This is a genomic window from Luteimonas flava, assembly GCF_036584485.1.
GTDB lineage: Bacteria > Pseudomonadota > Gammaproteobacteria > Xanthomonadales > Xanthomonadaceae > Luteimonas > Luteimonas flava.
The window spans coordinates 718,932-731,408 of the sequence record NZ_JAZHBM010000002.1; the positions used below are offsets into that span (position 1 = coordinate 718,932).

The 12,477-nt window shown below is 69.4% G+C and carries 11 protein-coding genes; 4 read left to right on the top strand and 7 right to left on the bottom strand.

The window, feature by feature from the left end; genetic code table 11:
• Window positions 1–98: 98 nt before the first annotated feature.
• From tsaC to V3391_RS10325, 7 genes are all read right to left on the bottom strand, one after another.
• Window positions 99–665, bottom strand: a complete 567-nt coding sequence (tsaC, locus tag V3391_RS10295) for an L-threonylcarbamoyladenylate synthase type 1 TsaC (protein ID WP_332078315.1) — start codon at window positions 663–665, stop codon at window positions 99–101.
• A gap of 10 nt (window positions 666–675) precedes the next feature.
• Window positions 676–3,252 (bottom strand): DNA topoisomerase I, encoded by a 2,577-nt coding sequence (locus tag V3391_RS10300; protein ID WP_332078316.1) that lies wholly within the window; start codon window positions 3,250–3,252, stop codon window positions 676–678.
• Between the two features lie 144 nt (window positions 3,253–3,396).
• Complete coding sequence (locus V3391_RS10305; RefSeq protein ID WP_332078317.1) at window positions 3,397–4,326, bottom strand: RDD family protein; 930 nt, start codon at window positions 4,324–4,326, stop codon at window positions 3,397–3,399.
• Between the two features lie 43 nt (window positions 4,327–4,369).
• A complete protein-coding gene (locus tag V3391_RS10310; RefSeq protein WP_332078318.1) occupies window positions 4,370–5,371 on the bottom strand; it encodes an RDD family protein in 1,002 nt (333 codons plus the stop codon).
• A 328-nt stretch (window positions 5,372–5,699) separates the two neighbouring features.
• Complete coding sequence (locus tag V3391_RS10315; protein WP_332078319.1) at window positions 5,700–6,173, bottom strand: DUF494 family protein; 474 nt, start codon at window positions 6,171–6,173, stop codon at window positions 5,700–5,702.
• Window positions 6,174–6,206: 33 nt separating this feature from the next.
• Window positions 6,207–7,358, bottom strand: a complete 1,152-nt coding sequence (dprA, locus tag V3391_RS10320; protein ID WP_332078320.1) for a DNA-processing protein DprA — start codon at window positions 7,356–7,358, stop codon at window positions 6,207–6,209.
• Between the two features lie 87 nt (window positions 7,359–7,445).
• The gene (locus V3391_RS10325; protein WP_332078321.1) at window positions 7,446–8,603 is read right to left on the bottom strand and encodes a LysM peptidoglycan-binding domain-containing protein; all 1,158 of its coding nucleotides are present in this window, start codon (window positions 8,601–8,603) and stop codon (window positions 7,446–7,448) included.
• Window positions 8,604–8,738: 135 nt separating this feature from the next.
• Between V3391_RS10325 and def the strand changes: the two genes are divergently transcribed.
• From def to V3391_RS10345, 4 genes are all read left to right on the top strand, one after another.
• Complete coding sequence (gene def / locus V3391_RS10330; RefSeq protein WP_332078322.1) at window positions 8,739–9,257, top strand: peptide deformylase; 519 nt, start codon at window positions 8,739–8,741, stop codon at window positions 9,255–9,257.
• A gap of 115 nt (window positions 9,258–9,372) precedes the next feature.
• The gene (fmt, locus tag V3391_RS10335; protein WP_332078323.1) at window positions 9,373–10,299 is read left to right on the top strand and encodes a methionyl-tRNA formyltransferase; all 927 of its coding nucleotides are present in this window, start codon (window positions 9,373–9,375) and stop codon (window positions 10,297–10,299) included.
• A gap of 1 nt (window position 10,300) precedes the next feature.
• The gene (gene rsmB, locus V3391_RS10340) at window positions 10,301–11,596 is read left to right on the top strand and encodes a 16S rRNA (cytosine(967)-C(5))-methyltransferase RsmB (protein WP_332078324.1); all 1,296 of its coding nucleotides are present in this window, start codon (window positions 10,301–10,303) and stop codon (window positions 11,594–11,596) included.
• A gap of 39 nt (window positions 11,597–11,635) precedes the next feature.
• On the top strand, window positions 11,636–12,469 hold the full coding sequence (locus tag V3391_RS10345; RefSeq protein ID WP_332078325.1) for a glycosyltransferase family 2 protein: 834 nt from the start codon (window positions 11,636–11,638) through the stop codon (window positions 12,467–12,469).
• Window positions 12,470–12,477: the final 8 nt, after the last annotated feature.

Here is a 12,477-nt window from a genome sequence, read left to right on the forward strand (position 1 = left end):
CATAGTTTGTGCAGTGCGGCAACCCGGTTTTTCGCGGGATTTCAGTTGCGAATGCAACCGCAGCGCAACGTTCACGAACGCGCCGCTGCGAGGCGGATTCAGGCCCGGAACACGTCGCCGGTCAATGCATCGCGGATCGTCGACGGGCCGCTGCGTCCGCCGGTCCGGCCATCGAGCAGACCGTCGATGCGCGCGAGCAGTCGCCCGTCGAGCGCATCGCGATCCGCGACCGCGGGTTCGCCGGTCAGGTTCGCGCTGGTGGAGACGAGCGCACCGCCGAACCCCGCGCACAGCGCGACGACATCGGCATGGGCACTGACGCGGACCGCGACGCTCGCGTGCGCGCCGGTGATCCACGCGGGCACGTCGGCGCGGGCGGGCACGACCCAGGTGTTCGGGCCGGGCCAGCTGTCGGTCACACGCGCGCGCGCGTCATCGGACAGCCGTGTCCAGTCGACGATCGCATCGAGTTGCGCGCGCGCGCCAGCGATCAGGATCACGCCCTTGTCGACCGGACGCTGCTTGATGTCGAGCAGCCGCATCACCGCGTCGCGATCGAAGGGATCGCAGCCCAGACCCCAGACGCCTTCGGTGGGGTAGGCCACCACGCCGCCGCGCGCGAGCAACGCGGCGGCGGCGGGAATGTCGAGCACGGGCGCGGTCATGCGCGGCGGGTCAGAACGGCGCGTCGTCCGTGACCGGCTTGTCGCCGCCGGCCTTGATCACGCGCTTCTTGCCCGGCGCGACCTTGGACGCGGTCAGCAGCGACTTCGCCGGCTCGACCGCAGGCGCGATCGACTTCGTGGTCTTCTTCGTCGCCTTTTTCGCGGTCTTCTTGGCGGCCTTCTTCGCAGGCGCCTTCTTGGTCGCGGCCTTCTTCGCAGCCGGTTCCTTCTTCGCCGCGACCTTCTTCGCGGCGACCTTCTTGGCCGGCGCCTTCTTGCCGAAACCCTTGCGCACCGGCTTGCCGGTTTCTTCGAGCAGCTTCGTCACTTCCTCGAACGTCAGCGACGCCGGCTCGCGATCCTTCGGGATCTTGCCGTTGAGCTTGCCGTCGCTGATGTAGGGGCCGAAGCGGCCGTTGAGCACCTGGATGTCGCTGTCCGGGAACTCCTTGATGATCCGGTTGCGCGCGATCTCTTCCTTCTCTTCGATCAGGAACACCGCGCGCGCCAGGTCGACCTTGTACGGATCGTCTTCCTTCTTCAGCGACGCGTAGACGCTGCCGCGCTTGGCGAACGCGCCGAAGCGGCCGATGCCCACGCTGACCTGTTCGTCCTTGTCCTCACCGAGGATGCGCGGCAGCAGGAACAGCTCCAGCGCGTCCTCGAGCGAGATCGTGTGCATGGACTGGCCGGGACGCAGCGAGGCGAACTTGGGCTTGTCCTCGGCGTCCTCGGCGGTGCTGCCGATCGCCGCGTACGGTCCGAACCGGCCCAGACGTACGCTGACCGGCTTGCCGGTCTTGGGGTCGGTGCCGAGCTCGCGCGCGCCGGTGGCTTCGTTGCGGTCGACGGATTCCGACTTGTCGTCGACGAGTTCCTTGAACGGACCCCAGAACTTCTCCATCAGCGGGATCCAGTCTTCCTCGCCGCGGCTGACCGCATCGAGTTCGTCTTCGAGCTTGGCGGTGAAGTCGTAGTCCACGTACCGGGTGAAGTGGCTGGACAGGAACTTCGACACCGCGCGGCCGACGTCGCTCGGACGGAAGCTGCGGCCCTCCATCTCGACGTACTTGCGGAACTGCAGCGTCTGGATGATCGAGGCGTAGGTCGACGGACGGCCGATGCCGTATTCCTCGAGCGCCTTGACCAGCGCCGCTTCGGTGAAGCGCGGCGGCGGCTGGGTGAAGTGCTGTTCGGCGATGATCTTGTCCAGCGGCACGCGGTCGCCCGGCTTCATCGCCGGCAGCTTGCGGCCTTCGTCCTCGTCTTCCTTGCCCTTGGTGTCCTTGCCTTCCTCGTACACGGCGAGGAAGCCCGGGACCACGACGGTGGTGCCGCTGGCGCGGAAGCTGTGCTCGCTGCCGGCGGCCAGATCGACCGACACGGTGTTGAGCGTGGCCGGGATCATCTGCGAGGCGACGGTGCGCTTCCAGATCAGCTCGTAGAGGCGGCGCTCGTCGTCGCTGAGGAAGCGCGCGACCTGCGTCGGCGTGCGCAGCGCGGACGTCGGGCGCACGGCCTCATGCGCTTCCTGCGCGTTCTTGGACTTCGTCTGGTAGACGTTCGGCTGGTCGGGCAGCGAGCTGGTGCCGTAATCGCGGGCAATGACGTCGCGGATCTCGCCGAGTGCGTCCTGCGACAGGCTCACCGAGTCGGTACGCATGTAGCTGATCAGGCCGACCGTGCCTTCGTCGCCGAGCGCGACGCCCTCGTACAGCTTCTGCGCGACCTGCATGGTCTTGCGGGTGGTGAAGCCGAGCTTGCGCGCGCCTTCCTGCTGCAGCGTCGAGGTGGTGAACGGCGCGGCCGGACGGCGCTTGCGCTCTTTCGCGCCGACGTCGGTGACGTGCAGCGCGCCCTGCGCGGCGGCCTGGATGCGCGCACGCGCCGATTCGGCGGTGTCGCCGTCGGTAACGGTGAACTGTTCGAACTTCTGTCCGTCGAGCTTGGTCAGGCGCGCGGTGAACGGCTGCACCTGGTGCGCGCACGCGGCGTCGATCGACCAGTACTCGCGCGCGTTGAAGGCTTCGATCTCTTCCTCGCGCTCGACGATCATGCGCAGCGCCGGCGACTGCACGCGGCCGGCCGACAGCCCGCGCTGCACCTTGCGCCACAGCACCGGCGACAGGTTGAAACCGACGAGGTAGTCCAGCGCGCGGCGCGCCTGCTGGGCATCGACCAGATCGCCGGCGATCGCGCGCGGCTTGAGCATCGCTTCCTTGATCGCGCGCGGCGTGATCTCGGTGAACACCACGCGCTGCAGGGTCTTGTTCTCCAGCAGGCCGCGCTCTTTCAGGATTTCCGCGATGTGCCAGCTGATCGCCTCGCCCTCGCGGTCCGGGTCGGTCGCCAGATAGATGTCGTCGGCGCCCTTGGCGGCCTTGGCGATCGCCTCGACGTGCTTTTCGTTCTTCTCGATCAGGTCGTAGCGCATCGCGAAGTTCTGCGACGGGTCCACGGCGCCCTCTTTGGGAATCAGGTCGCGCACGTGGCCATAGGAGGCGAGGACGTGGAAATCCTTGCCCAGATATTTGTTGATCGTCTTGGCCTTGGCGGGCGATTCGACGATGAGGAGGTGCTTGGCCATGGCGGCGGGATCCGGGGCACGCCGGGGGGCGGCCCAACAAAAAAGGTGAAGATGACGACGCCCGGGGACGGGCCCCGGGCGTCGGTTGCTTTTATAGTGGAATCACGGGCGGGGGGGTGTGTCAAGCGCCGCCGTGGCTGCCGGTCAGGAAAAGGCCGCGAATCCGGCCAGCGCCAGCAGCACCAGCAGACCCAGGCCGGTCACGATGCCGACCAGGACCAGCACCACCACGGTCACCGTGCCAAGCTCGCGGCGCTGCAGTTCGGGCCGGTCGGTGAACGCCCAGCGGTCGACCACCAGCGTGTCGCAGACCATGTCATGCAGCGCCTGCTTGCGCTGGGTGAAGCCGGCCATCAGGAAGCCGATCATCAGGATCAGGCTGCTGAGGATGGTCGCGAAGTAACGGCCGATGCCGCGCAGGAACGAGATCCGCGACCCGTCGAGGCGCACGACCTTGATGCCGACGGCCATCTTGCCCGGCGTCGCCATCGCGTAGGCGGCGTGGAACCACGCGAAGTACAGCGCCGAGAGCACCAGCGAGACCGCATTGAGGACCGCCTGTTCCATCCAGAAGCCGCGGCCGAATCCGCCGACGCCCAGCAGTTCATAGATCAGCCCGCCGATGACGGCACTGGCGATGCCGACGATGACGGCGTCGATGGCATACGCCGCGACGCGTTTGAGGAACCCGGCCAGCACGACGTCGCCGCCGTGGGTGACGGCATCGGGCCGGGCGACGTTGGCGGTCGGCGGCGCGTAGGGCGAAGCGGTGTGACCGGTGTCGTCTGCGGCGCCGGTGGCGGTGAGCGGGCGCCAGCCCGCGTCCACCGCATCGCCCGCGGTCGCGGTTGGCGCCGGCGCCACCGGCTCCAGCGCCCAGGCTTCGATGCCGGCCGCAGGCGCGAGACCGAGCTCGCCCGCCAGTTCGCGGAACGGTTGCCAACCGGCCAGGCCGTCGCGCCAGACCAGGGTGCCGTCGCTGACGATGCCGTCCTGGCGGAGCTGCAGCAGCGCGGGCCGGGTGACGGGTCCGTGGCGCGTGTTGCGCCCGTCGGCGTAATACCAGTCGGTCATCGGTGAACGTCCTTGTCGGAGATGGAGAGGCTTGGGTGTGGGGTCAGAGCGAGGCGGCGATACCGGCCACGACCACCGCGCCGACACCGAGCAGCAGCAGGCCGGCCCACAGCACGAGGATCACGATGGCCACCGTGCCCAGCGAGCGCTGCTGCAGCTCGGGATGATCGGTGTAGGCCCACTGGTCGACGACGTAGGTGCTGGCGACCATGTCGTGCAGGCCCTGCTTGCGCTCGGTGAACAGCGCGACCAGGTACGCGATGCACAGCGTGACGTAGGCGAGCAGGTGCGAGGCCCAGCGCGCGAACGCGCGCCCGCGGCCGATGCGGCCGCCGTCGAGGCCGGTGACCTTGATGCCGACCGCCATCTTGCCCAGCGTCGCCTGGCGCGCGGAGGATTCCATCAGCACGTAGTAGAGCCCGCTCACAAGCGGCCAGGCGAGATAGATCACCGCGACCAGGAAGATGCCGGCGACGCCGAACTCGGGCGTGTCCGATCCCAGCCGCTCGAGCGTGCCGCCGAGCCCGAACACCACCATCGCCGCGAGAATGATGGCGTAGTAGACCGCGGTGACCAGCAGCGAATCGATGAACAACGCCGCCGCTCGCTTGAGGAAGCCCGCATCGACGACGTCGCCGCCATGCACGACCGGCGTGGCACGGACGACCGGCGCGACCGGTGGCGAGTACGGTGAGGCCGCGTCGGGCCCGGATGTGGGCTGGCTGGGCGACGTCCGGTCACTGCTAGCCGGGTGCCACGCATCGTCGACAGAGGTTGCCGGCGTTCCGACATCTGTGGCTGCAGGCGCCACCGGCTCCAGTGCCCAGCCGTCCGCCGTCGTCGTGGCCGCGATGGGCGACGCCGTCGGATCCGCCAGTCCCAGCTCGTGCGCAAGGGCATGCAGCGGCGTCCAGCCATCGAGACCGTCGTGCCACAGCAGCGTCCCGTCACCGAGCGTGCCCTGCTGGCGCAGCTGCAGCAGCGCCGGCGTCGTGATCGGGCCCTGGCGGGTGTTGGTGGTGTCGGCGTAGTACCACTCGGTCATCGGGCAGGCGTCCTTCTGGTTCAGGCGTACAGGCGGTGTGGCGGTGGGTGACGGGACTCAGGCGCGGCGACGTTCCAGCGGTGTCTGTAAAGCGCTTACCCGGGCCGGCGTCGGACAGAACCCTGCGTCGGCGCGCATCGGGCCGTTGCGCCTGCAGTCGGGCGTCGCGTGGAACCGGGTTTCCGCCATCGATGATCCTGCCGGGCCGGATGTCCGGCCGCTCCCCGTGTTCATCCTACAGCGGCATCGTGGGCCGCCCAACACACCGGAAACGCGACAGGCGCCCGGGTGGGCGCCTGTCGGTGTCATCGTCGGACGGGATGCCGCGTCAGTGCACCGGCTCGGGCTCGTCGGCGAACATCTGGGTTTCCATCCATGCGTAGGCCGCTTCGCTGCCCGGCTGGTTGAACAGCACCATCAGCACGACCCACTTCAGATCGTCGAGATCCAGCTCGTCCTGATCGAGCGCCATCGCACGGTCGAGGACCAGTTCGCGCTGGTCGGCATCGAGCACGCCGTGCTGTTCGAGGAACAGCAGGAACCCGCGGCAGTCGACATCGAGCCGGTCGAGTTCGGGCGCGGAGAAGACACGGGTGGGACCGTTGGCGCGGACCACCGGCACGGCCGGACGCTGATCGGCCAGCGCATCGAGCCAGTCGAAGGCCTTGCTGACTTCGGCGGGGCTGAAACCGGCCTGGAGCAGGCCGCTCTGGAGGGAGTCGCGATCGCGGACGAGATCCGCATCCTCGGTGAAATAGTGTTCGAACAGGTACAGCAGCACATCCAGGATGCTTTCTTTCATTTCCCCTCGGCCTGCGCCCTTGGGCGCGTCGTTTCAGGACTTTCGGGAATACCGACCGTGCAGCAGAGCTACACGTCCATCCAGCTCCATGGACAGCAGCATGGCCGACGCCCGGGCGACCGTCAATCCACTGCGCGCGACCAGTTCATCCATACCGGTTGGGTCGTGCCCGAGGGCTCTCCACAACCGGTTGTAGTCCGGATCGTCGCTGTCGGGATCGGGTAGGGCACCCGCGCCAGCCGTGTTCAGTATCGTCTCGACGCTCTGGATGGGGGCGTCGAGTCGCTCGCGCAAGGCGTCGGCGAGTTCGCCGGCGATCGCCGACAGAGCGCCGGTCACCTCTTCGGGCGCTTCAACGAGGGTGGCGCCATCGCGCAGCAGTCGATGGCAGCCGCGCGCCATCGGGTTGTGGATCGAGCCGGGGATCGCGAACACCTCGCGGCCGGCGTCGGCGGCCAGGCGCGCGGTGATCAACGCGCCCGAGCGTTGCGCGGCCTCGACCACCAGGGTGCCAAGCGCGAGCCCGGCGACGATCCGGTTGCGGCTGGGAAACTGCTCGCGTCGCGCCGGCGTGCCGGGCGGATATTCGCTGGCGACCGTGCCGGCTTCGACGATGCGCGCATGCAGGCGGAGATTGGAGCGCGGGTAGGGCATGTCGATACCGCTGCCGAGCACCGCGACGGTGTCGCCGCCGGCATCGAGCGCCGCGATGTGTGCGGCCGCGTCGATACCGCTGGCCAGACCGCTGACCACCGCCAGGCCATCGAGCGCGAAGCGGCGCGCGAACTGTGCCGCGTTGTCCCGTCCCCCCGCAGTCGGCGCGCGACTGCCGACCACGGCCACACCGGCGCGCCACAGCCGGCAGGGATCGCCTTCGACGAATAGCGCCAGCGGCGGCGCCTGCATGCGTTTGAGCAGCAGCGGGTAATCGGGATCGTGCCAGCCGATAACCTGGCGGGCGGGTGCGCCGGCGAGCCAGCGGCGCCAGTCGTCGACCGCGTCTTCCGGACCGCCCAGCGCCGCGCGCTGCGCCGCATCGAGACCGGCCTCGCGCCAGGCCGGGGCGCCGCCCGCCAGTGCGGCGGCCGGGCCCTCGGCATGTTCGAGCAGGCGGCGGCGCGGCGCCGCGGCCCCACCGGCGTGGATCAGGCGCAGCAGCGCGTGCGCATCGGCATCGTCGTCCATGAGCGAAGCCTAGGCCGCACATGAAAACGGCACCCGAAGGTGCCGTCGTCTGATGCCGTCGGGAAAGCCCGCGCAGCGGGCCGCCCCTTACTGCTCGGCGTCGGGGTGCTTGAGCGTGTAGCCGACGCCGGCCGGCTTCTCGCCTTCCATCACCAGCGCGTAGCTGACGAAATCGAAGGTCAGAAAGACCATCGCGTGCGCGGCGTACTCGTCCGGCAGGCGGTCGCGGCGGGTGCCTGCGTTCGGCGACTCGGTGATGCGCGAGGTGTTGGGGTGCGCGACGCGATCGACGTTGTACGAGCCGGTGCGCCAGATCGAGAACACGGTGCCGTTGTCGACGCCGTTCTGGTGGCCGGCAGAGATCGCGATGACGTCGCGCGGGCCGCCGGTGACCAGCATGTCGGCCACGCCGATCACGCGGGCCTCTGAGGCGAGCGCATCGGCGCTCGGCGGATGCGGGAAGAACTGCAGGTCGTAGGGCTGCGGGTTCACCGGGACGATACGGTCGCCGGCGCGCGCCTCGAAGCCGTCGTCGTCCAGCGCCAGCGCGGTGGTGTCGCTCTGCGCGGTCGGGCCGTGGATGACCGTGCCCACGCCCATCTGCACCATCTCGTAGCCGAGGAACGCATCCTGCTGGCGCGACTTCGGCTGGGTCTGCGACCACAGGTTGCTTTCGCCCGGGATGCGCTTGCCGCGGAAGTCGAGATCGCGCGAACGACGCGCCCCGTAGAACTCCGTGGCCGGGCGCAGCACGGCGTAGCGTTCGCCCGGACGTGCGGCGTCCAGACCCTTGACGTAGACATTGCGGTCCACGCTGCCACGCAGGCGGCCGTCTTCGTAGCCGAGCACGTAGGGCAGGGTCTCGAAGTCGAACACGATGCGGCGGTTCTTGAGGAACGGCTCGACGTCCGACAGCGGAATCGCGCCGATCGGCGAGGCGTCGACCGGGCGCGGACCCGGACGCATCGTCACGCGGTTGAGATACGCCAGGCTGATCACGTCACCCGGGTAGATCAGGTGCGGATTCGCGATCTGCGGGTTGGCCTGCCAGATTTCCGGCCACAGCCACGGCTTGTCGAGGAACCGGCCTGCGATGCCCCAGAGGGTGTCGCCGCGGACCACGACATAGGTCTCGGGATGATCGCCGCGCATCTGCTGGGCAGCTGCGAACGTGGTGACGGTCAGCAACGCGACGGCACAGCCCGTGCGGAACGACCTTGAAAGGCGTTGAAGCTTGCCGGCCATCTACCTGCTCCCCTTGGATTTTTCCCCTTGCAGCGGCGCAATATAGCCTGAAAGGTCCGCGCGGACGCAAGTGTGCGGCACGTTACAATGGTCGTTTCGTCCCCGCGGCTGTGACCGCCTTCGCTCTTCGACCCCATGGCCCTGCTCGAGATCCTCGAATACCCCCATTCCCGCCTGCGCAAGCTGGCCGAGCCGGTCGCGGCCGACCGGTTCGCCGACCCCGCGTTCCAGCGTCTGCTCGACGACATGTTCCAGACCATGTACGAAGCCCCCGGCATTGGCCTGGCGGCGACGCAGATCGACACCCACGAACGCTTCATGGTCATCGACGTGACCGAGGGCCGCGAGCAGCCGCTGGTGTTCGTGAACCCGGAAATCCGTGACCGCTCGGCGGACCTGCGCGTCCATACCGAAGGCTGCCTGTCGATTCCGGGCGTGTTCGCCGATGTGACCCGCGCCGACGGCATCACCGTCACCGCGCTCGATCGCCACGGCAAGCCCTTCGAACTGAGCGTCGACGGCCTACTGGCGACCTGCGTGCTGCACGAGATCGATCATCTCGACGGCAAGCTGTTCATCGATTACCTGTCGCCGCTCAAGCGCGACCGCGCGCTGAAGAAGCTTGAGAAGCTGCGCAAGGGCGAGCGCGACTGAGCCGCCCGCCGCACGCGGCGACGACGGATCCGCCCCGCGCGCGCCGCGTCATCGCGCGCCGTCGCCGCGCTACGCGTCCTGCCCAGGCAGGACGCCTTCCAGGACACAACGCCCCATGAAAATCGTCTTTGCCGGCACGCCCGATTTCGCCGTGCCCTCGCTGCTCGCGGCCGATGCGCGCCATGAAGTGGTCGCCGTCTACACCCAGCCCGATCGTCCCGCCGGCCGCGGCCGGTCGCTGACCGCCTCGCCGGTCAAGCAGATGGCGGTCGAGCGCGGCCTGACCGTGCACCAGCCCGAGCGCCTGAAGGGCGCCGAAGTGCTCGACACGCTGCGCGCGCTCGAGCCCGATCTGATGATCGTCGTCGCCTACGGCCTGCTGCTGCCGCAGGCGGTGCTCGACATTCCCACCCATGGCTGCTGGAACGTGCATGCCTCGCTGCTGCCGCGCTGGCGCGGCGCCGCGCCGATCCAGCGTGCGATCCAGGCGGGCGATGCCGAGACCGGCGTGTGCCTGATGCAGATGGAGAAGGGGCTCGATACCGGCCCGGTGCTGCTGCGTCAGACCACGCCGATCACGCCCGAGGACACCGGCGGCCGCCTGCACGACCGGCTGGCCACGCTCGGCGCGCAGGTGCTGGCCGACGGCCTGGGTCTGCTGCGCGCAGGCATGAAGCTGGGCCCGGCGTTGCAGCCGGAAGTCGGCGTGACCTACGCGCACAAGCTCGACAAGGCCGAAGCGCGACTCGACTGGTCGCAGCCGGCGCGCGTGCTCGCCGACACCGTGCGTGCGTTCGATCCCTGGCCGGTGGCCGAGGCCGAAGTCGCCGGCGAGCGCCTGCGCATCCACGCCGCGACCGCGCTGCCGCTGGCGCACGGACGGTCCCCGGGCAGCGTGCTGTTCGCCGGCCGCAACGGCATCGACATCGCCTGCGGTGACGGCGCGCTGCGCCTGCAGCGCGTGCAGCGGGCCGGTGGCCGAGCGATCGATGTCGCCGATTTCCTCAACGCGCGCAGCGATCTGCGCGGCGCGGGCGCCTGACGTGGACCACGGTGCACAGGCCCGGCTCGCGGCGGCGCGCGTCATCGACGCGGTGCTGCATCACGGCCGTTCGCTGAAGGCGGAGCTGTCGACGGCGCTGGCCGGCATCGACGACGTGCGCGACCGCGCCTTGGTCGAGGCCATGGCCTTCGCCGCGATCCGCCATCAGGGCCGCTACGCCGCGGCGCTGTCGCGCTGGATGCCGCGTCCGCCCGGTGCGCGCGATGCGCCGTTGCGTGCGTTGATCTACGCCGGTTTCGCCCAGCTCGATCCGATGGGGCTGCCGGCGCATGCCGCGCTCAATGCGACCGTCGATGCCGCGCGCCTGCTGGGCCGCGCGCACCAGGCCGGTCTCGTCAACGCGCTGCTGCGGCGCGCGCAGAAGGACGGTATGCCGACCGCCGCAGCCGATGCCGCATGGCCCGCATGGCTGCTGCAGGAAGTGCGCGCCGACTGGCCGCAGGAGGCCGAGGCGATCCTCACCGCCAGCGCTGCCGCCGCGCCGCAGTGGCTGCGGGTCAATACCCGCCGAGGCACGCGCGACGCCTATTACACGCGGCTGATCCAGGCCGGCATGCAGGCCGACGTCCCGGACGACATGCCCGATGCGCTGCGGCTCGCGACGCCGGTGCCGGTCGACGCATTGCCCGGCTTCGCCGATGGCGATGTGTCGATCCAGGACGGCGCCGCGCAGCGCGTGGCCGATGCGATGCTGCCGGCGACCGGCGCCCATGTGCTCGATGCCTGCGCGGCACCTGGTGGCAAGAGTGCGCATCTGCTCGAACGCGATCCTGCGCTGCGCCTGCTGGCGATCGACATCGCCGCGCCGCGCGTCGCACGCATCGAACAGACCTTCGAGCGGGTGGGCATCGGCGCGCAGGCGCGCGTGCGCACCGCCGACGCGCTCGATCCCGCGCGCTGGTGGGACGGCACGCCGTTCGATGCGGTGCTGCTGGACGCACCGTGTTCGGCAACCGGCATCGTGCGCCGCCAGCCCGATGTGCTGCTGCACCGGCGACCCGCCGATCTCGATGCGCTCGCCGCGCTGCAGGCGCAGCTGCTCGATGCACTGGCCGCCGTCGTCGCGCCGGGCGGCACGCTGCTGTATGCGACGTGTTCGATCCTGCGGCGCGAGAACGCCGCGCAGGTCGAAGCCTTCCTCGCGCGCCATCCGGACTTCGCGCTCGAACCGCTGGATGCGCGCTTCGGACGTGACACCGGCGCCGGCCACCAGCGCCTGCCCGGCGAATCGGGCATGGACGGCTTCTTCTACGCGCGCCTGAAGCGTGTGCGCTGAGCCCGGCCCGCCGCCGGGCCCTCGCTTAGAATCACCGGCATGCAGACACCCGCCGCCAGCCTGATCATCAGCACCTACAACAACACCGACTGGCTGCAGCGGTGTCTGTGGGGCTATGCGCAGCAGGACCGGCAGGATTTCGAACTGATCGTCGCCGACGATGGCTCCGGCCCGGCGACGCGCGAGATGCTCGCCGCGCTCGCCCCGGACCTGCCGTATCCGCTGCGACACGTCTGGCACGAGGACGCCGGCTTCCGGAAGTGCACGATCCTCAATCGCGGCATCGAGGATGCGCGGTCCGATTACCTGGTCTTCTCCGACGGCGACTGCGTGCCGCGCGCGGATTTCGTCAGCCAGCATCTGCGCCTGCGCGAGCCGGGGCGTTACCTCGGCGGCGGTTACTGCAAGCTGCCGATGGATCTGAGCCTGAAGATCGACCGCGACGTCATCGCGCGTGGGCTGCATACCGATCTCGACTGGCTCAAAGCCAACGGCCTGCCGCGCAAGAAGCGTTCGCTGAAACTCTGGGCGCGTCCGGGCTGGCGCGAGCGCGTGCTCAACGCGACCACGCCGACGAAGCCGCGATGGGCGGGCAACAACGCTTCGGGCTGGAAGGCGGACCTCGTGCGCGTCAACGGATTCGACGAGCGCATGACCTACGGCGGCGAGGATCTCGAGCTTGGCGAGCGGCTCGCGAATGCCGGCGTGACCGGCAAGCAGATCCGCTTCTCGGCGGTGTGCATCCATCTCGATCACGCGCGTGGCTACGTGAAGCCGGAAATGAAGGCGGCCAACCAGGCGATCCGTGATGCGGTTGCCGCCGGACGGCTGACGTGGACCGAGTTCGGTCTGGTGCACGGGCCGAAGCGCTGAGCGACCGT